This is a genomic window from Paenibacillus sp. FSL H3-0302, from assembly GCF_037982245.1.
GTDB lineage: Bacteria > Bacillota > Bacilli > Paenibacillales > Paenibacillaceae > Paenibacillus_AQ > Paenibacillus_AQ odorifer.
The window spans coordinates 1,659,869-1,681,412 of record NZ_CP150284.1; the positions used below are offsets into that span (position 1 = coordinate 1,659,869).

Below are 21,544 nucleotides of genomic sequence, written 5' to 3' on the forward strand. Positions count from 1 at the left end.
ATAAAAGAAATGATTGATGATAGAAAAAGAGGGTGAAGAGGATGGTTAATAAGGGAAAAGTAGTTTTATCCTTTCTCATGGCAACAGGATTTGTTATGACTTCCGCAGGCATATATGTAGCCAATCCCGGTATGGGTTGGGCTGCGCCCGCTGATCAGGAGGTAAGTAAACAAGCTAAGGAGGGGCTTTCTATTTTTGAAAGCGTAACCAAAACAAACACAAACTTGACAGGTTGGCAAATAAAAGGAAAAGGTAAGTTGGCGGATACTGTGGAAGGGATTTTACTGACTTCCGATCCACAAGAAAATGTAATGGCAATCTCCGAAACGGTGTCAGAGGATTTTATCTATGAAGCTGATGTCATGATCAAGGATATGCAAGCGGACGCGACCTTATTGTTCCGTTCTAATGAAGATGGCTGGGGTTCCTACATGCTCCAAATTGTTCCGAATGCAGGTATGATCCGCTTACGAGACGCAAGTGATGGTGAAGGGAAATTAAAAGAGGAGCGGAAGGTTACTATTAAGGCAGGAGAGATCTATCATCTCAAGGTGAAAGCAGAGGGTTCATCACTGAAAGTATATTGGGACAACGAATATAAACCTTTGATTGAGGTTCAGGATGATGCGTATCGTACTGGTAAGCTGGGACTCAATGTATGGAATGGTTCTGTTTTGTTCCAAAATATTTTCGTGAGTGACCTGAAAGGAAATTTGGGTGCTGTGGTTACAAATAAAGGACAATGGCAGCCTAATATCAACGGCAAGAAAGGAATGGCAGTAAAGCAGATGAAGTCACAGCAAATTTATAATAAACAAGCTGCTGATTTTGTATATGAAGGAAATCTATCTCTTCGTCCTGATTCTGTTGCAGCGCTCGCCTTTCGTTCATCGGCTGATGGAACAAAGGGATATGAAGCAGCCCTGACAAAGGAAGGAAATCAGGTTCGTGTAAGTCTGACGAAAGCTAGCGGAACAACGATTGCAAGTTCACAGCATACCTATCCAAGTCAGACCGGAGCAAAACATCATGTAGAGATAAAGGCGAAGGGAAACAGAATTCAGGTCTTTCTAGACGGATACACCCCGGCCGCAATCGATCTAACAGATGAAACCTATACCGATGGATATGCAGGAATCGTTGTTAAACAGGGAACAGCTTACTTCCAGGATACCTATGTGACGGATGCCAGCAATTATTATAGTGAAAAATATCGTCCTCAATACCACTATACGCCAATTCGTGGTTCTGCCAGTGATCCGAACGGACTTGTCTACTTCGAAGGTGAATATCATCTATTCCATCAGGACGGAGGCACTTGGGCACATTCTGTCAGTAAGGATATGCTGAACTGGAAGCGGCTTCCGATTGCGCTGCCGTGGAATGATCATGGGCATGTCTGGTCTGGATCAGCTGTGGCAGATTTGACGAATGCATCAGGTTTGTTCGGGGATTCAGGAGGTAAAGGTCTAATTGCCTACTACACTTCCTATAATCCCGATGGCCCGAATGGGAATCAGCGTATCGGTCTTGCATACAGCAAGGACCAAGGTCGTACTTGGGAATATTCCAAGACGCGTCCAATGGTTATCGAGAATCCAGGCGATAATGGAGGGGAGCCGGGAGGCTGGGATTTCCGTGATCCGAAAGTGATTCGTGATAATGACAATAACAGGTGGGTAATGGTTGTATCCGGTGGAGACCATATTCGTTTCTTTGCTTCAACGAATCTACTTGATTGGAACCTGACAGATAGTTGGGGATACGGGGACTATGTTCGCGGCGGTGTATGGGAATGTCCGGATCTGCTTCAGCTTTCGGTAGACGGAACATCACAGAAGAAATGGGTTCTGATGATTAGTACAGGAGCGAATTCAAAAACAGGCGGATCAGATGCTGAATTTTTTGTGGGTCATTTAACAGCGGATGGTAAATTCGTTAATGATAATCCGGCAGGGAAAGTATTGCGAACAGATTTTGGAAAAGAATTCTACGCTTCAATGTCTTTTTCAAACATGCCAGATCATCGCAGCGTAATGATGGCGTGGATGACAAACTGGGACTATCCGTTTGCTTTTCCAATAAGCCATTGGAAAGGCGTACTGTCAATCCCAAGAGAAGTCTCATTAGTAACGACAAAAAATGGGATTCAGCTCGCTCAAAGTCCGATCAAGGAGTTGGAATCGCTGCGTAGTCAGCTGTATTCTACTGCTAACAAAGAGGTGAGTCCTTCTTCTCAGAATCTATTGAAAGGGGTTACCTCTGGTGCATACGAGATTGAAGCTGAAGTAGAAATTCCAGCAGGTAGTCAGGTTAGTGAATTTGGCTTTAACGTTCGTGTAGGGGGAAGTCAAAAAACGGTTGTTGGATATAAACCTGGTGAGGGTCGGATTTTCGTGGATCGGTCTGCATCTGGTTTGACGGATTTTTCGAGTCTATTTAGTACAAGACATGAAGCGGCAATGCAAACGGAGAACAAGCGAGTTAAGCTGCGTATCCTTGTAGATGAGTCTTCTATTGAGGTTTTTGGCAACAACGGTAAAGTTGTTTTCTCTGACGTCATCTTTCCGGATCCAGCCAGCAGAGCTTTGAGTTTTTACACCAAAGGAGGCAACGTAAAAGTCGTATCTCTGAAGGTGAATCAGTTAGGCTCTGTATGGAATCAGGAGACGGGCTCAGCTACCAAGATAATGATGGATACAACTGATCGCGAACTGAGCAAGGGGCAAAGCGACATACTTTTGGCGATGGTAGAGAATGGTACCGGTAATGGGGCACAGCCGCTTAAATGGAATTCCAGTAACAAGGATGTTGTTGAACTAAACGTGGTGGATAACTCCCAGGCAACCCTTGTAGCTAAAAAAGAAGGCGAGTCTATCATTACTGTCTCTACTCCAAATGGGAAGACATCGGCTAGCTTATTAGTTAAGGTATCTGGGGGTAAATTTCATACGAACTTAAGTGGGTGGACTAAAGATCTATCTGCAGCCTCCTGGGTCATTGGTGAAAATGGGATTCATGGAAATTACTGGAGTGACGCGAATTATATCGCAGAGAAGCAGGCAGGAGATTTTACTTATGAAGCAGAGATGATGTTAGGGAAATCCGGAGGAGCAGGCTCTTTGTTGTTCCGTGCCAGCGAAGATGGACGCAGCGGATACTACTTAAATCTGGATCCGAATATGAAGTCCATCCGTCTGTTTTATAAAATCGACGGCCGTTTTGAAGAGCGTCAGATTCTAGCAAAAGTTCCGACGTTCATTCAGCCGGGTCAAACCTACAAAGTGAAAATCGAAGCGAAGGGCCCGCATATCGTGGTTTATGTGGATGGGCAGAAAGTGATCGACCTCCAGGACGGCGTATTTGCAGAAGGCCGCTTTGGACTACATGTATTTGGCGGAAATGTTTCATATCAAAACGTTAACGTGAGCGGAGAAACACCTGCCGATTTAACCACTTCCAGTCTAGTAAATGCAGAACTAGAGAAATCCCTTTATACAGCAAATCTCGCAAATGGTGAAGCTGTTACACTGAAGGATGCGAATGATTTTACGGATCAGAAGTGGGTATTCGTGCCGACGGGGGACGATGCAGGTTCCTATTCTATTCGTACAACAGCCGGTCAGGCGCTTGATCTAGACACAGGGCAAAATAAAATTCAGTTATACCCTTATCTCGGATATAACAATCAGCGTTGGATTTTTCACAAAAATGATGATGGGACCGTAAGTATTATTTCTGCTCATCATAAGAAAGCGATGGAAGTATCAGCGGATGGGTCGACACTGTCCCTTAGCGAGCTTGATCCTACTCTTGATCGACAAAAATGGGTAATTACCAATTAACCTGAGGATGATAGAAGCAATGGAAGGGGGAATAGCGTGTCTAAAAAGCAACTTGTCTGCGGATGAGTTGCTTTTTGTTTTGGCTGCATTTTATGTATTGACGGATATTGGAAATGTAAGTAGAATGTAAATTAGTTAAAACCTTAAAACTTTTGTAAAGAATTTTGGTGTTCTTGATAAAGGCAAAGCTGACATTCAGTGTGCAATTTTCAATCAGAACATAGAAATATCACGAAAGGTAAGGTTTTTTTATTTACCTAAAAAGTTTAATCGTTTAAACTTTCGGGTGACGGAGGTATGGAAGCTAAGATGAATATACATGATGTAGCCAAAAAGTCGGGACTCTCTGTAGTGACCGTATCCAGGGTGCTTAACAATTTACCCTCTGTACGGGAAGCTAATAGACAGAAAGTACTGAAAGCTATGGAGGAATTAAATTATCAACCCAATTCAGCAGCGCGGAGTCTTGTGAGAGGCAAAACGGGAGTCATCGGGATGTCGATTACCAACTTTAACGACTCTTTCTATGACCGGGTTATTCGCGTGGTGAACCGGAAGCTGGCGGCGCAAGGGTATTTTTTAGCCCTATCGATCGCCGAGAATGAGGATGAGGGCGATAATTTCCTGTTTCAGAAGGATCGCGTTGATGGAATTATCCTGTTGTCCCCACTTGAAGAAAAGGCATATGTAGAGGAACTGAAAAGAAAAAATATTCCGTTTGTATTGCTGGATAACCAGTTTCAGCATGAGGATGTGCCTAGCGTCGTGGTCGATAACTATCAAGGCGGGTATGAGGCTACAAAGCACTTGCTCGATCTTGGGCACACTCAAATCGCCTATATTGGCGGCCCTTCGGTATTTCTAAGTGTAGCGGAGCGTAAGCGCGGTTATGTCCAAGCGCTCGAGGATGCCGGGTTAACGCCATTCGGAACGGAATACTGCAGTTTTACAGTAAGCGGCGGCTATGAGGTGGCCAAGAGATGGATCCGCGAAGATAAGCTGCCGACAGCTTTTTTTTCCGGGGACGATTTTATTGCTCTTGGAATGGTTCAGGCTCTCCGGGAAGAGGGAATTCGAGTACCCCACGATATCTCAATTGTTGGATTTGATGATCAGCAGTTCGTAGGTGAATTTTACCCGCGGTTAACGACGGTCAGACAACCTGAGGCACAAATGGGCAATATAGGCGTTGATTTACTACTAAAAATGATCAACGGGGAGGTGATGCCGCCCGCTGTAACGAAGCTTGCTCCGCAGCTACTCATTCGTGAATCCACCGCATCTGTTAGATTACCTTGAATTTTAGGAGTGAAATCATCCGTGAAGTATTTTTTGGGAGTTGATGCAGGAGGCAGTAAAACCCACGCAATGATTGCAGATGAACAAGGGAAGGTCATCGGAGTTGGCAAGGGTGGGATCGGAAATCATCAAATAAACCGTGAGCAGGCGGTGAACAGTTTGCAGCAGGCCATATCGGAAGCAATTATGGCGTCAGGGCTGACCAAGGATCAGCTGGATTACTCCTGGTTCGGCTTAGCGGGAGCGGACAGAGAGGCTGATTTCCGGATTTTGCGACCGATCATCAGCAGCTTTGATCTTCCCCAAACTGAGATTTCCTGCGACACCTGGATTGCCTTGCGGTCAGGTACAGAGAAGAACTATGGGATCGTGCTGATTTGCGGATCAGGCGTGAACTGTAGTGGTAAAAATCCGTTGGGTGCTACATACCAATGTGGTGGATTCGGCTATCGGTTCGGGGATTATGGCGGTGGCTATGATTTAAGTATTGAGGTATTCCGTAGCGTCCTTCGGGCGGATGAGGGAAGAGAGAAGGAGACGGTCCTAACCGAACGCTTAACGGAATTGTTGGGCTATTCCAATGTTTCGGAGCTAAGAGAGGATTACCTGGATCATTTCAGAGACCTGCCTCCCCATATTGCTGAACTATTGTTTCAAGCGGCAGAGGAAGGGGACCAGGTTGCCACCGAGCTGCTGGTCAAGCAAGGGGATGAGCTGGGTTTGGCCGCGGCATCGGCCATCCATCGCTTGGGCATGGAGGAGGACTTCTTCGACATCGTACTTGCAGGCAGCCTGCTGACAAAGGGAGACCGCTCAGGCATCATCCGGCGGGCCATTGAGAGAAGAGTGAAGTTGTCGGCTTCGAATGGCACTTTAAGGATTTTGACCCGGGAGCCGGTTGTAGGATCGGTCGTTCTGGCTATGGAAAGCAGCGGTATGCGTGTAGATCAGAAGGTTCTAGATAATCTATCACAGGGGAAAGTACTGAACACAATAGGCTAGTTTTTATAAGACCAAAATGAAAAAGATGAAGGAAGGGTCTATCATGGAGGAAACATTGAAGCTGGTTGTCATCGGAGCGGGATCATCGTATACGCCTGAGCTTATTGAAGGCATCATCCTGCATCACCAAGAGCTTCCCATTCGCGAAGTATGGCTGGTGGATATTGAGGAGGGAAGGGAGAAGCTGCATACGATTGCAGAACTGAGCAAACGCATGATTGCTGAGTCCGGACTGCCGATTACCGTGGTCCAGACGCTTGAGCGCAGGGAAGCCATTGCCGGAGCGGACTTTGTATGTACGCAAATCCGGGTAGGCATGCTGGAAGCGCGCAAATGGGATGAATTAATTCCGCTTCAATACAATGTCATCGGCCAGGAGACGACAGGTCCCGGAGGGATGATGAAAGGCCTACGGACTATCCCGGTCATTCTGGATATTTGCAAAGACATTGAGGAGCTGGCTCCGGATGCCTGGTTGCTGAATTTTACGAATCCGGCCGGTATGGTGACTGAAGCTGTTCACAAATACTCATCGGTAAAAAGCGTAGGCCTGTGCAACTCACCGATTGGTTTTCAAAAGTGGCTCTCCGAGTTCTTCGGACTTCCTATGGAGAAAATCTACGCGGAGTTTGTCGGCATCAACCATCTGCACTGGGTATCCGATATCGTGATTGACGGTAAAAGCAAGCTGCAGGAGCTCATTGATTACCCGCAGAGCTACAAGGCGAGCAATGTGCCGTTTGATTCCTGGGACTACCGGTTTCTGAATGCTTTGAAAGCGATTCCCTCTTATTACCTGAGCTATTACTATATGACGGACGCGATGCTTGCGGAACAGAAGGAAGCAGCAGCAACGACTGGATCGCGCGCTGAGGTAGTGAAGAAGGTGGAGGAAGAGCTGTTTGAACTGTACCGGAACGTAGCGCTGAAGGAAAAGCCCAAGCAGCTGGAACAGCGCGGCGGAGCCTATTACTCGGAGGCGGCAGTGCTGCTGATGCGCTCCATTTATAATGATTCCCGCGATATCCAGACGTTGAATGTAAGGAATAACGGAATGATTGACTTCTTGCCGGACGATGCCTCTATTGAGGTGAACTGTATGGTAACCAAGCAAGGCCCGCTGCCGATTCCGCTGCGTATAATTCCTCAGCCCATCAAAGGCTTGCTGGCCGCGGTCAAGCAATACGAGAGCCTCGCCATCGAGGCGGCTGTGCACGGAGACCGGGATATAGCCCTACAGGCTATGGTTCATCATCCGCTCGTGCCTTCGGTCACCGTAGCTGAACAACTGCTGGATGAAATGCTGGAGAAGAACAAATCGTTGTTGCCGTTGTTTCACTAGAATCGTCCAGAGGAGGAAAAGCGGATGAACACGGCCGAGAAACCGCGTAGATGGAAGAAATTTATCAGTCAATTGGATTTGCAGTCCATGGTTTGGCCGGGAATTATCTTTGTATTCATTTTTAGCTACATTCCGATGTATGGCGTGGTTATGGCATTCCAGCAATACGATATTTTTGGCGGCATTATGAAGAGCCCCTGGGTTGGATTTATGCATTTCAGAATGTTCTTCGAGGCGCCGGAGTTCTGGAATGTGATGCGAAATACCCTTGTGATTAGCTTGCTTAAATTGATTATCTCTTTTCCTGCCCCGATTCTTCTTGCACTGATGCTGAATGAAATCGGGAATATGGGCTTTAAACGGATTATCCAGACCGTCAGCTATTTACCTTATTTCCTGTCCTGGGTTATTGTATCCGGTTTTGTATTTTCGCTGTTATCCGTTGATAACGGAACGGTGAATTATTTGCTGGAGCGATTCAATTTGGTAGGGGAGCCAGTTAACTTCCTGGCGTTACCCAAATACTTTTGGTCGATTCTAGTAAGCGTAAATGTATGGAAAGAGGTCGGATTCGGGAGCATTGTCTACCTGGCCGCGATTGCAGGTATTGATCCAACCCTATATGAGGCCGCTTCTATAGATGGAGCAAGCCGGTTTAAGCAAATTCACTTGATTACACTCCCCAGCATTACCCCCATTATCATTATCTTTATGATTCTTGCCATCGGCAGTCTGCTCAGTGCGGGCTTCGAGGACATTTTGCTGCTGGCAACCAATCCAATTCTGCGACCCTACTCCGATGTTATCGACACCTATGTGTACCGTGTTGGGATTTTAAATGCCAGATTCTCTTATGCGACAGCTGTAGGGCTATTCAAGGCGGTGATCAGTGTCATTCTGCTAGTGACGGCCAACAAAATCGCTCGCCGGGCAGATGTTAGTCTCTGGTAGTACTACTACTCATAGCGAATGCTTCCGATGCTCCATAAACCTTTTAGGAGGAGTGAACAATGAGACTAAGCCTAGGCGACAAAATCATGCAGCGGAGTATTTATACCCTTTTGACGCTGCTGGCGTTACTCATGCTATACCCGTTTTGGAATGCGTTGGTCATTTCCTTTAATCTAGGGAGCGATACGGCGCTCGGCGGTGTAACCTTGTTACCGAGAGCTTTTACCCTGGAAAATTATTATATTGTGTTTCAGGATCAACGCCTGCTGAATTCTTTTCTGATCACCATTCTTAGAACGTTAAGCGGCACGGCATTGTCTGTCTTTTTCACGGCACTGTTAGCCTACGGAATGTCCAAGAAGACATTGCTTTTTCGAAAACAATATATGGTGTTCTTCATGATTACGATGTTCTTCAGTGGAGGGCTCATCCCTAGTTATTTACTAGTTCGCTCTTTGGGTATGCTGGACACCTTTTGGGTGCTGATTATCCCCGGCATCATCAGTGTCTGGAACATGATTGTCATCCGCACCTTCTTCCATGCTCTGCCGGAGGGTTTGGAGGAATCTGCCAAAATCGACGGCAGCAGCAACTACGGCATTTTTTTCCGAATCGTCATTCCGGTCTCCGGCCCGGTGCTGGCCACGATTGCCTTATTCACCGCAGTAGGTTATTGGAATGACTGGTTTACGGGAGCGATCTATATTACAAAGGATCACTTGCTCCCTATACAGACCCTGCTGCGCCAGATTATGAACTCCAACATCATGACCCAAATTGGCTCATCGAATGCTATCGCGCTGGATCATATGAACCGGAATCGGACGATTACCACGAAGTCACTGACTATGGCTACGATGATGATCGCTACCATTCCAATTATCCTGACGTATCCTTTTCTCCAAAAGTACTTTGTTAAGGGCGTAATGATTGGTTCGATGAAAGAATAGCAGTCTCCATATTATGTAGAAAGAAGGGAAAAGATGCGCAATCGTATGAAATGGGTATCTCTTTTGCTGACTTCACTGGTGCTTCTTCTCGCTGCCTGTAGCGGAGGAGGAAATTCTAACACTTCACCAAACACAAGCGAGAAAAATCTGAATACTGAGGCCGCCACAGATGACGGCAGCGGGATCAAGCCCGTCACCTTCAGCTTCTATGGAAACTATGACTGGCTTACGACATCACCCTGGGGGGATAATGAGGCGACAAAATGGATTCAGGAGAACCGTAAGGTTACTGTTGAACCCATACAATCCGGAGGAGCGGCCGGAGAAAAGCTCAACACGATGATCGTCGGCGGTGATTTACCGGATGTCATTTTTACTGACCGGGGATCCTCAGTGGAGCGGCTGGTGCAGGCAGGACAACTCGTTGCGCTGGATGATTACTATGAGAAGTATCCGAACTTCAAGAAATATGTGAAGGAATCCACCCTGAATTTGCTCCGTTCAGAAGACGGGAAAATCTATCAAATCCCGAACTGGTATACATCCGGGCAATTCGGCAACGGCGGATGGATGGTGAATAAAGATATTTATAACGAACTCGGCAGACCGGCGCTGGAGACCTTTGATGATTTGTATCAATATTTGCTTAAGGTGCAAGAAAAGTATCCGGATGTAGTACCTCTGGAGGTTGGGGAGAAGGGGGCAGGTCTGGAAATTATGTATGGTGGTTTTAAGGAGAACTCCACCAGTAAGTTTATTTCACTCATGGGATATCCGGATGGCGACAAGCTGTCATCTATCTTGGATGATCCTGCTTACGAAGAGATGGTGCTGTATATTAATAAGCTGTATCGTGAACGGCTGATTACGCAGGATGCACTGCAGCAAACCCAGGATGCGGTCAAAGAAAAGGTCAATACCAACCGGGTAGCAGTCATGGTCGAATCCAATATCACTACGTATGGAGCCGAGGGACACCGGGCACTGACAGCGAACAATCCGGACAGCGGTTATGAGATTATATGGCCGATTCATAAATCCGGACTAGACAAAACACGAGTGTTTGTAAGCGGCTTTGAGACGCTGGGTTGGAACGTTAATGTCATTACGAAAAAGGCCAAGGATCCAGAGGCCATCTTCGCTTATTTTGACTGGATTACGGGTCCGGAGGGGCAGAAGGTGCTTTTCTTCGGTCCTAAAGGCTTGTACTGGGATGAAGAGGATGCGGACGGAGCTCCAATCCCGAACGAGAAATACAAGACGACTCCTGCTAACGAGCGTACGGAAACGATGCGGAAATTCGAGGACTTTAACTGGGCGGGAAATACGACCTTTATTGATACGGCGAAAATGAGCCTCGAGGCGTTGCTTTCCGCGAACCAGAAATCCTGGGAGACCGTGGCGCAGTCCACGGTGACCTGGAAAACCGCGTTGGATATCACAGAGTTTGTAAATACCGATCCGATTCCGGATACGGAGATCGGCATCATCGCACAGAATATCGGGGATATTTATACCCTTGCTTACGCCCAGATGGTTCAGGCGAAGTCGGATGAAGCGGTGCTGTCGGCGCTAAAGACAGCTAAAAAGAACACCGAAAAAGCGGGGCTGGCTAAGCTGCTTGAATTCAGAACCGAAAAATGGCAGGAAAATGTTAAGAAAATCAACGCGACGAAATAAGACTATTTATAAAATCTTATAATTGTGGAGGCGAGATTATGGCATTTGCGTTGAGATCGAGGTTCATAGCACTGTTAAGCATCGTGTTGGTTTCTTCGATAGCCGGTGGTTCCGTTCCTGTTATGGCCGAAGAGGAGAGTAACCCCCCTTTCGAAACGGAAGTTATTGTACGGACCGTAAACCAGTTTAAGAACATGGCGGATGTCCAGAATTTCATCGCGCTGTCTACAAGCTATGGCGTCGATGTTATTAGCATGAACGTGAAGCAGGATGAAGATGATGAGGTTCCGTCTGGAAGTGTATTTTATCAGAGTGATATCGCACCAATTGCCCAAGGCTACCAGAATTTCGATGCCCTGCAGGCTGTCATTACGGCAGCCCATGCTGCAGGAATCAAGGTTCATGCCTGGATTCCGCAGTTCCATGATCAGCAGGCTTTCCTGGAGCACGATGAATGGCAGATGCAGGCGCTGGTTGACGGGGTTCAGACACCGTTTACAGGTTCTAACGGCAACGAATACTTCGTCAATCCGATTCACCATGAAGTGCAGGAGTATGAGCGTTCCATTATTCAGGAAGTAATCCAGAATTATGATGTGGATGGCGTTGTGCTGGATTGGATCCGCTTCGACAATTACAACATGGACGTCAGTGATTACACGGCCCTGAAGTATCAGGCGCAGTTCGGGTATTCACCGCTCAGCATTGACTTCGAGACAGATTCGCCTCAGCGTGAGCAGTGGAATGAATGGAGAACCGAACAAATCGGACAGTATGTGGGCGATATCCGTCAGGATATCACCCAGTCCTCGAAGCCGGATGTGCAGCTCGGCGTGTATATTTTGCCGCCAGAATTCATTGAAGTTGGGCAGAATGTAGCCAAATTCAAGGATGATATCGACTTTGTTGCACCAATGGCGTACTTTGATGACTGGGAGTTCAACAGTGATTGGGTATACAGCACTTCCTACGGAATCCTGAAGGATACGAGCGACCGGATTAGCGGCAGTGACGTGGAAATTGTTGCGACGCTGGATAATGACTGGACAGATGATCAATATCAGGAGATTTACAAGGGAATCCGCGAGAATTATCCAGGTGTGAAGCGTCTGTCGTTCTTTGCTTACGGGGCCTGGCCAGAAGATGAGCTAGCCAATATCAAAGAACGTGAAACCTGGCCTACGCCAGGCTGGACGCCTCCGGTAGAACAAGATTATCCGGCTCAATTACCAGCAGGGTGGAAGGCGCGAAATATTGGTTCCATGCCGGGGAATGTTACCTACAATTCTTCCAATAAGCAATTTACACTCAGCAGCAGCTCTACGGATATCTGGGGAAATGGAGATCAACTGAATTATATATACCAATCCGTGCGGGGCGATGCGGAGATTATTGTTAAAGTGCAGTCCACTAGCCGATTGGACGGCTGGGCCAAGGCCGGCATTATGATTCGGGAGTCGCTGGGTCATAATTCGAAGCACGCAGATATGATGCTTACCCCCGAGAATGGGGCCACCTTCCAGTATCGTGCAGAGACTGCGGGCAATATGGTTGATCAGACTGCGGCTGCCTCGGCTCCAAGATGGCTAAAGCTGACCCGAAGTGGAAATACCTTCAAAGGGGCTATTTCGACGAACGGGAATAACTGGCAAACGGTCGGAACTGTTCAGATTCCGATGAACCGCAAGGTGTATATTGGCATAGCACTTAGCAATCCCGGGGATGACTCGAGGAATAAGGCTGTGTTTGGAAATGTGAAGATTACGGATTAAGCCTAATACAAGGGCACCGGTTCTTCTTTATCCGGGGGAGTTTTCGTTTATCAGGTTAACCAGAAATATTTGGTTGACCTTTTTTTGTTTCCGTTTAAGGTGATGGTGGGGGATATATCCAATTGAAATCTGAAATGAATTTAAAGCTGCTAAATCCGGTGGTATATTTAATGCAGCTAATTCTATAATATAGCTAATTCTATAATGCAGTTTAGCTTATTAATAATAGTCTTTGAGAATAACTTATACAGAATAGGAGAGATACGATGAGCGAGCGTATACCCTGCCAAACCTCAGGCTGCAAGGGAAGCATACTTCCTGCAACTGCTTTAAAGACGGGGGGAATCTGCATGCCCTGTCATCAAAGGAAGCTTGCGCTGGAGCAAAAGGCTTATATTGAACAAAATCGAAAAGACATTGATTTGTATGCAGGTGTGAATGATCCGGTTGAAATTCTTAAAATCATGCACAAACCGCGGAGATGGAGCCCGCTTGAACACGAAATCTCCTATCACAAAACCGCGCAAGAATTGTATCGTCAACTGACTGAAAGCGAAAGGGAGCGATTGGAATCCTACGCCATTGAATTGATGGAAGAAGATGATTTTGACCAGGCTGAGGCTATTTTACTGTCGCTTATATGTTTTTCAAGTGCGTGCATTGAACGGGGGCTGGAGGTTTTTTTTCACAAAGGGAAGTATTATCCCGGTATTCTCTATAAAGAAGCGGGTCAGGAGATCCGCGATATGATCATTCATCAGTTAGAGCATGACTCGGAAAACCGTAATCATTTGCTGCTTGCATTGGCCTGGATTGGCGATAAAGAGGTTGTACGGCAGTTCGAGACATGGCGGCAGCATCCGCCTCGATGGACATCGGAGTTAAATGTGGCTCCGGAAACCTATGCTCACGAAGCAGGATGGGAATTAGATCCCGACGGTGGGAAAAGGCTGCTCTTTTACCCCGAGAGTTATCATTTTGAAGTAAACAGGGACGGAAAAAATGGGCTGGATCGGGATCATACGGCGGTAGCGGCGCTGCAGGAGGGTGAGCATTCCTGCCCTTGGTGTGGCGGTAAATTGACAGTGCTGTTTGATTACGATTTGCAGAATCCACTGGTTCAATTTATGAAGCTTTCCGGCCAGCGGTTAAGGGTTGCAGCTTGCATGCATTGTAATTGTTATGGCACCGTGTTTATGAAAGCGGAGCTGGATGGCCAATATTCGTGGAGTGAATATAATACCGTTCCTGATTTTTTGCCTGCAAATGAAGACAGGGAAGAAATAGCATGGCATGCCATGCAGCTATCGGAACGGCAGATGGGAACCTATGAAAATTCGTATTGGATGCTTGAGGCGCCTGCGTCGCAGATTGGAGGACATCCGGCTTGGATTCAGGATGCGGAATATCCTGTGTGCCCTTGCTGTTCGACGACGATGAAGTTTATTGCCCAAATGGACATGGAACAGGCCGAGGACAGCGAGGGGATTTATTATGCATTTTTGTGTGAGGGTTGCCGGCAGGTAGCTGTGAATTACCAGCAGACATAAATCAACTTATTTCTGGTTAGCGTAAATTGGAACTTCAGACTTAAAAGAGAAAAATGCTGCCTTAGACAACTAAGGACGGCATTTTTTTATTTTGTATAAACATGATGATCAAAGTACCTTGACTGTCACAGTAGTATGATATACAATGCGATTATGAGGTGATGAAATGAGTGAGAACAAAATCACATCCGATCTGCTGCGAGGGCATACCGATACGATGGTATTACGGCTCTTGTCCGAAGCCGATCGTTATGGATATGAAATCGTCAAATTGATTGCTGAGCGTTCCGGAGGCGAGTATGAATTAAAAGAAGCTACGATGTACTCCAGCGTCCGGCGGCTTGAGGCAGACGGTGACATTGAATGGTATTGGGGGGATGAGTCTCAGGGGGGACGACGGAAGTATTTTCGGATTACCGAGAAGGGGAAAGCTGTTTACGCCAATAACAAGACTAATTGGGAGTACGCAAAACGTGTGCTTGAAAACTTATTATAAGGAGACTTGATAATATGAATGAGAAATTAAACATGTATTTAAATGGCGTATTCGCACCCTATGACGGGATAAAAAGCGTTGCTGAATTAAAGAGTGACCTCCTTTCCGATTTGCAGGAGCGGTTCAGTGAACTCAAGGCTGAAGGCAAGGATGATGAAACGGCGTTTAAGATGACGATAGACAGCATCGGCGACATTGAACAGACGGTGCAGGAGGTTGCCAATCTCTCCCGTTCACTTGAGCGGCAGGTGGTGACGAGCTTTAGGGCGAGCAACTTATCGAAGAGTGATTTTGCAGGCGTTACCGCCCATAAAGGGGATTTTAAAGTGAGCGCGTTGCGGGGTTCCGATTTTACAGGCGCAGACTTGACCGGCAGTTCTTTCGCGGGCAGTGACGTTGGCGAGGCCAAGTTCGACAGCGCTAATCTGACCGACTGCAATCTGTCCGGCATTGAACTGGCAAATGCGAGCTTTCACAAATCTATTCTTGTTCGCACCAACTTTAGCTCATCAGGACTTACAGGGGCGAAATTTATCAGTGCAAGACTGACCGACGTCAAGCTGTGTACGACTGATCTCACGAAAACAATCTTTGAGAACTGTATCTTTGACGGTGTGGAATTTAAAACCTCTGATCTGCGGGGATTATGTTTTGACGGCCAGACCTTTATCGGGGTCAAGTTTGAAAAGTCGGCGCTGAACGATATTTCGTTTAGAGGTGCGACGTTAAAAAATGTGTCATTCCTCTCCGGGTTTTCGTTATCCAAGAAGTTTTATCGTGCAATCAAAACGATCAACTTTGACGGTGCAATGATGGATAAGTTGACCTTCGCTGCGCTCAAAGGCATGGAAGCTGATTTGACAAAGGTTACAGTTCTATAAGCCTGAGCTTCCGAAGTGAGTTTTGCGGGGAGAATTCCATAAAGATATGCTAACAAAACCTTGAGGAGGGAATGCAATGAACAAGTCCATTAAAGTGGTTGGGTTAGAAAAGTCCTACAGACAGCTTCAAGTTTTAAAGGGGGTGGATTTTGAAGTGGAGCAGGGCAGCGTTTTTGCTCTGCTGGGCTCCAATGGTGCAGGCAAGACCACCATTGTCAAAATCCTCACCACTTTGCTGAATCAAGATGGCGGGACTGCTGCAGTGAACGGATTTGATGTCGCCACAAAGCCTGATTATGTACGCCAGTCCATCAGCCTGACGGGTCAATTTGCTGCCGTGGATGAGATTCTGACCGGCCGGGAAAATCTGATCATGATTGCGAGGCTCCGCCATGAGAAGCATCCGCGTCAAGTTGCGGACGATCTGCTGGAACGCTTCACTTTGACCGCTGCCGCGGATCGCAAGGTATCCACTTATTCAGGCGGGATGCGCCGGAGATTAGATCTCGCGATGAGTCTTGTTGGAAAACCGCAGATTATTTTCCTTGACGAACCAACCACTGGACTTGATCCTGAGGCAAGGATGGATGTATGGAAGATGGTTAAGGAGCTTGCCGACGGCGGTACGACTGTCTTTTTGACGACGCAGTATTTGGAAGAGGCAGAGCAGCTTGCTGATCAAATCGCCATTCTACATGAAGGTAAAATTATTGCGAACGGTACACTCGAAGAACTAAAAAAGCGTTTTCCGCCCGCAAAAGTTGAGTACATTGAAAAGCAGCCGACGCTGGAGGAAATATTCCTCGCAATCATCGGCAAAAAGGAGGGAAAGTAAATGGAAATGATTAAGAAGCACTTTTTCAGTGACATGAGTGTAATGCTCGGACGCTCTATGCGCCATATTCTCCGCAGTATGGATACCATCATCACGGTAACTATCATGCCAATTGCATTTATGCTGTTGTTTGTTTACGTGTTCGGTGGGGCCATCCAGGCGGGTACGGATAACTATGTGAATTATTTATTGCCCGGGATCATACTGATCGCTATTGCAAGTGGTGTAACTTATACGGCTTACCGCCTGTTTAATGATGTGCAAAAAGGGATTTTTCAGAGATTCCATTCTATGCCGATTGCACGTTCTACCATGCTGTGGGGACATGTGCTGACCTCCCTGATTTCCAATGCGATTTCAGTTAGCGTCATCATTCTTGTTGCATTGATTATGGGGTTTCGTTCATCGGCAGGAGTGCTATCATGGCTGGCGGTTGCCGGCATCCTGATATTGTTTACGCTGGCTCTAACTTGGGTCGCAGCAATTGCTGGACTATCCGCAAAATCGGTGGACGGCGCGACTGCTTTTTCCTACCCGATTATTTTCCTTCCTTTCATCAGCTCGGCCTTTGTGCCTACCGAATCGATGCCGCCAGTCGTTCGCGCCTTTGCTGAAAACCAACCCGTTACATCTATAGTAGAGGCGGTTCGCTCCCTCCTGATGGGGCAGCCTGTTGGCAATGATATTTGGGGAGCCATCATATGGTGCATAGCCATTCTAGTAGTTGCTTATTTAATAGCGATGCGGGTATACAAACATAAAGTAGTTTAATTGCAGATAACGTTATAGGGTTTAGAAGCGACTTGTCTGCGGATGGGTTGCTTTTTTTCATCTCTCTACGTATCGCTAAGCTGTATCCCTTTTTCTTTCACAAACTTCTCCAGAACCTTGAAATCCTCAGTAACCTTTTTAAAAGGTAAGGCTTCCAGTACCTGATCCCGGTAATCCTTTTTGGCGGCAATGGACAGGCGGGAATCGAGTATGCTGAGTACACCCAGATCAGTTTCACTGCGGATCAGGCGCCCGGTTCCTTGTCTTAACCGAAGCAGCATGTCCGGTACAAAAACCTCTTTCAAGGGATTCTTTGCCATCGAAGTCTTATATTCATAGACAGGATCGGCAGGAACAGGGAAAGGCAGACGGAAAATGATTAACTGCGACAAATCGGAACCTTCGATATTCACACCTTCCCAGAATACACCGGTACTAAGTAGTACGCCTTTACTGCCCCGAAAGTCAGCGATCACCCCGTCCTGGGACGAACCTTCCCTTTGAACATGTAATGCCCATGCCAGATTCTCAGAGTTTAATTTCTTATGAATATACTTCATATCCTCTTTAGCTGAAAAAAGAACCAATGTCCGCCCGTCTGTTAAATTACAGAGCCTCATCATTTCCTTGTATGCCGCTTCAAGATAATCTTCCCGCCGCTGATGGTTATAGTAGGGGATGTCCTTGGCAATATACAGCATGGTGTGGTTGTCATAATCAAACGGTGAAGCTTGGCGCTCCATATAATCTCCCCTGTAACCGAGGGACTCAGTGAGATAAGCGTATTGTTCCTCCAGCGTTTCTCCGCTTTGACACATCGTTGCTGACGTTAAAATAACAGAGGTTTTCCCGTTAAATAAGGTATATTTCAGAAACTGGCTTATCCCTTTAGGGCAGATACTAAGGGTACTCTCCCGCTGGGTATTGCTTGCCCAGATCAGATAGTTATCCTCTACTCCGTCGAGTACATCAAAGAGGTCGATAAGTCCGTTCATGGCTTCGAAAATATTGTCAATCTCCCGCTCATGCCGTGAAGTTAAGACGGAAAGGCTGAGATTAAAATCTTTTAAAACCTGTGCTGCTCGTTTTAAGGGGATTCCTGTGATCTGCGATATTTTTATACGGTCATTGTCCTGCTTGGCTGTTTGCAGTAAGTCTGCCTCAACTTGTTTGAAAATATGGCCAACGCATCTTTTTATAAATTTAAATTGCGGCATAAGCTCCGTATCGGCAGATTGCTTGAAGAGAATCTGTAAGGCGTCATCCAGAATACGGCAGGTTCCCCGGTATGTAAATTCGACCGTTCTTGCATCTCTAACCTTTGCTTCCAGATTATGAGCTTCATCAATTACGATCAGAGCCGGCCGTTCAGTGATTAACCCCTTCGTTCCTTCCTTTTTCTTGATTAAATCACGGATGAGCAGATCCTGGTTTACGATAATAAAATCCATATCGCTCGCGTTGGCATTAATTTTAGCTCTCATCTCATAAAACGTACATGTACTTTTATAATGGCAACGTTCAAATTTGCAATCATTCACACAAACGTTAGACCATACTGCATCACTAACCCCGCCCTTAATATCTGCCCGCTCATCAATTTCATAATTGACAATCTGTTGAGCAAGCGCAGACAGAGGGGCGTTTGAATCATCCGCTTGGAACAGATCTGCTGCCCTATACCGGCAAGCATACTGCCCCATGCCTTTTCCAACTACCGAACGTACCCTTGTAAATCCGAGCCGACTTCCGATGAATCTCAGATCTTTATGTATTTGTTCTGAAAGTTGTATGGAGGATGTCGCAATAATAACCGGTTGCCTTGAGATTTGGTTAATAAGCAGGCTGGGAATGAGGTAGGCAAAGGACTTGCCGATGCCGACTCCAGCTTCAATCATCGCGTTACGACCATTAATATAGGCATCAGCGATATCTAGAGACATATCCTGCTGGCCGATCCGCTCTTTAAGTCCAATCCTGGGAAATTTATCATACATGCGAAAGATAGCATTGACTAAAGAGGGCTCGATGTCCTTCTTTAGCTCCTGCTTCTGTAAATTGTAGAGATCACTTAACCAGCTAATGACGACCGCCCCTTTTCAAAATCAATGATCTTCCTAATTATAGTTTTTTTGGTTTTTTGGTGAGGTTGTAATTATCTTCGATGCCACTCTAACAGTCAAGTCCAGAATATAATATGATGATTAAAACAAAGTGAATTACTGTGTTTTTGAAGCAGGAAAATATACACATATCTTGAATACAAACTACAAAGAAGGAGGATGACAATGTCATACAAAGAAAATGAATTGCGTTCGTCATTAATCTTAGCAGTTCCAATCATTTTAAACAGGCATTATCATTCCATGACTATGAAAAACATCGAATTCTCCTGGTTTGTAGAGACGCATAAGGAATTGTTAGATTCATCATTCAGTACGATATTAATGAGTATGGTAGAAGCCTTGTTTTTTGATTCTTTTGGTTACGATCAATACTTAAACCTGCTAGAAAAAGAGGGGGCTGAGCAAGGGGTTTATACTGCAGAAATATTCGGTGATCATTTTGATATTTTACTTGATATGAGCAAGGATTTAAATTTAACCGCTCAGAATATTATGTTTAAGATCATTGAAGAGTTTGTAGATGATTCCGCGATCCGATTGTTTTTTTATAATCGTTTAATGGAATGCAACTGGACCCGTTTTACTGGCTTTGCACAAGGTTATTTGTCTAATAAAAATCAACAGATTGACAATTTACATGAACAAAAAATTGCTGTTATGGGACAAATGGCAGCAGGAATGGCGCATGAAATAAGAAATCCGCTAGCTTCGATTAAAGGTTTTGCTCAGCTTGTAAATATCAGGCTAAATGAGCCGGAGATCAAAGCGGATGAATTGCGTGCATATCTGGATATCACCATCAAAGAGATTGATGCTCTGAATGGATTAGTAACGGATTTTCTAATACTGGCTCGAAAAGGTGACAGTACGAAAAATAACGGCGTAGTATTTAACGTTATGGAGGTTATACATAGAGTTAATAACATTGTGAATCAACTCATACTTAGTGATGATATTAAACTTTCAGTAGAGTGCTCTTTAGAAAAAGTACTAACGTTTGGAAGCGCCTCTCAGCTAGAGCAGGTAATTCTTAATATTTTGAAAAATAGTATCGATTCCTTCACAGCTTTTAGAGGCAGAATAGATATTTCTGTTACCACAGCTGCTGAGACAAACGAAATTATTCTACTCTTTAAAGACAACGGAGAAGGAATTCCACAGGATAAATTAAAACGGATATTTGACCCTTTCTTTACTACCAAGCAAAAAGGAACAGGGATTGGATTATCGATTTGTAAACAATTAATTGAAATGTATGGGGGGCATATTAAGGTAGATTCAGAGGTTCAGGTTGGAACTAGCGTGAGGGTTATTTTGCCTTGGGTTTATGATTATCATATTTGAGATGCTGCTGCAGCTAATGAATGAAGGAGTGACTTGCCAACAGGGAAGTTGCTTTTTTTGTTATGGTTCTACAAAAAATCAGGATGTGCGTAAGATCACAAAGCAATTATTGGATACGTTTATACTCAATATATCAATTAAATTTGAAATATATATTACATAAGCAATTGGAGGCTACTGGCATGGATCAATTTACTTTTACAGATATGAAAAAAATAAAGAGAAAAAATTTAGGTAATGTCGTACCTTTAGAGCTTTTCAGAACGATTAGACTTATTGGTTTATATCAAGCGTTACCCATGAATGGTAAGGGTACAACGTTGACTATAGGAAGAAAAATTGGGGAAGAATTTGGTGTTACCTCGGTTAATGAACTATTCGAGTTATTCGAACAATTGAAGATAGGGATTCCTATAATAACCCATGAAGATGACAAGGGGATGACGATTGCAGTACACGATTGTTTCTGCGAAGGGTTACCTATTATGGAAGGGAAAATGGTTTGTGACCTGGAGGGGGCCATTATCGAAGGAGCACTTACTAAAATTCGTGGGAAACGAGTTTCCGTCCGGGAAATAAAATGTAATGTTAATGGGGATGAATATTGCGAATATATCGTCAAATATTAAATTCATATATAAAAGCGAGTAAGCGACCTTTCAATTTTAAAAGGTCGTTTTTTTATGAAGAAGTTGTGATG

General features: G+C 45.4%; 16 protein-coding genes. 15 read left to right on the forward strand and 1 reads right to left on the reverse strand.

What is annotated here, in order from left to right; genetic code table 11:
- Nucleotides 1–77 precede the first annotated feature (77 nt).
- From MHH50_RS07340 to MHH50_RS07400, 13 genes are all read left to right on the forward strand, one after another.
- Nucleotides 78–3,845, forward strand: a complete 3,768-nt coding sequence (locus tag MHH50_RS07340; protein WP_340034138.1) for a GH32 C-terminal domain-containing protein — start codon at nt 78–80, stop codon at nt 3,843–3,845.
- A 297-nt stretch (nt 3,846–4,142) separates the two neighbouring features.
- Nucleotides 4,143–5,144, forward strand: a complete 1,002-nt coding sequence (locus MHH50_RS07345; protein ID WP_076125296.1) for a LacI family DNA-binding transcriptional regulator — start codon at nt 4,143–4,145, stop codon at nt 5,142–5,144.
- 21 nt (nt 5,145–5,165) lie between these two features.
- Entirely contained in the window at nt 5,166–6,146 is a 981-nt protein-coding gene (locus tag MHH50_RS07350; protein WP_076309642.1) for a BadF/BadG/BcrA/BcrD ATPase family protein, read from the forward strand.
- Between the two features lie 43 nt (nt 6,147–6,189).
- Nucleotides 6,190–7,488, forward strand: coding sequence for a 6-phospho-beta-glucosidase (locus tag MHH50_RS07355; protein WP_076219660.1), 1,299 nt, complete (start codon nt 6,190–6,192; stop codon nt 7,486–7,488).
- A 24-nt stretch (nt 7,489–7,512) separates the two neighbouring features.
- A complete protein-coding gene (locus tag MHH50_RS07360) occupies nt 7,513–8,439 on the forward strand; it encodes an ABC transporter permease subunit (RefSeq protein WP_076185343.1) in 927 nt (308 codons plus the stop codon).
- A gap of 59 nt (nt 8,440–8,498) precedes the next feature.
- A complete protein-coding gene (locus MHH50_RS07365) occupies nt 8,499–9,389 on the forward strand; it encodes a carbohydrate ABC transporter permease (RefSeq protein ID WP_076185342.1) in 891 nt (296 codons plus the stop codon).
- Nucleotides 9,390–9,422: 33 nt separating this feature from the next.
- The gene (locus MHH50_RS07370; protein ID WP_076219658.1) at nt 9,423–11,069 is read left to right on the forward strand and encodes an extracellular solute-binding protein; all 1,647 of its coding nucleotides are present in this window, start codon (nt 9,423–9,425) and stop codon (nt 11,067–11,069) included.
- A gap of 38 nt (nt 11,070–11,107) precedes the next feature.
- Complete coding sequence (locus MHH50_RS07375; protein WP_340034139.1) at nt 11,108–12,841, forward strand: family 10 glycosylhydrolase; 1,734 nt, start codon at nt 11,108–11,110, stop codon at nt 12,839–12,841.
- 266 nt (nt 12,842–13,107) lie between these two features.
- Nucleotides 13,108–14,391: a DUF1963 domain-containing protein gene (locus MHH50_RS07380; protein WP_340034140.1), complete on the forward strand. Its 1,284-nt coding sequence runs from the start codon at nt 13,108–13,110 to the stop codon at nt 14,389–14,391.
- 166 nt (nt 14,392–14,557) lie between these two features.
- Nucleotides 14,558–14,887, forward strand: a complete 330-nt coding sequence (locus MHH50_RS07385; RefSeq protein ID WP_036675798.1) for a PadR family transcriptional regulator — start codon at nt 14,558–14,560, stop codon at nt 14,885–14,887.
- Nucleotides 14,888–14,901: 14 nt separating this feature from the next.
- Complete coding sequence (locus MHH50_RS07390; RefSeq protein WP_076125280.1) at nt 14,902–15,768, forward strand: pentapeptide repeat-containing protein; 867 nt, start codon at nt 14,902–14,904, stop codon at nt 15,766–15,768.
- Nucleotides 15,769–15,844: 76 nt separating this feature from the next.
- Nucleotides 15,845–16,603 carry an ATP-binding cassette domain-containing protein gene (locus tag MHH50_RS07395; protein ID WP_340034141.1) on the forward strand — a complete coding sequence of 253 codons (759 nt, stop codon included), beginning with the start codon at nt 15,845–15,847 and terminating at the stop codon, nt 16,601–16,603.
- Nucleotides 16,604–17,374, forward strand: a complete 771-nt coding sequence (locus MHH50_RS07400; RefSeq protein ID WP_036675795.1) for an ABC transporter permease — start codon at nt 16,604–16,606, stop codon at nt 17,372–17,374.
- 65 nt (nt 17,375–17,439) lie between these two features.
- Here MHH50_RS07400 and MHH50_RS07405 read toward each other — a convergent pair whose 3' ends face one another.
- The gene (locus MHH50_RS07405) at nt 17,440–19,371 is read right to left on the reverse strand and encodes an ATP-dependent DNA helicase (RefSeq protein WP_280752635.1); all 1,932 of its coding nucleotides are present in this window, start codon (nt 19,369–19,371) and stop codon (nt 17,440–17,442) included.
- Nucleotides 19,372–19,662: 291 nt separating this feature from the next.
- Between MHH50_RS07405 and MHH50_RS07410 the strand changes: the two genes are divergently transcribed.
- Both MHH50_RS07410 and MHH50_RS07415 read left to right on the forward strand, forming a co-directional pair.
- Nucleotides 19,663–20,844 carry an ATP-binding protein gene (locus MHH50_RS07410; protein WP_340034142.1) on the forward strand — a complete coding sequence of 394 codons (1,182 nt, stop codon included), beginning with the start codon at nt 19,663–19,665 and terminating at the stop codon, nt 20,842–20,844.
- A 182-nt stretch (nt 20,845–21,026) separates the two neighbouring features.
- A complete protein-coding gene (locus MHH50_RS07415; RefSeq protein ID WP_076185335.1) occupies nt 21,027–21,473 on the forward strand; it encodes a V4R domain-containing protein in 447 nt (148 codons plus the stop codon).
- The last annotated feature ends 71 nt before the right edge of the window (nt 21,474–21,544 follow it).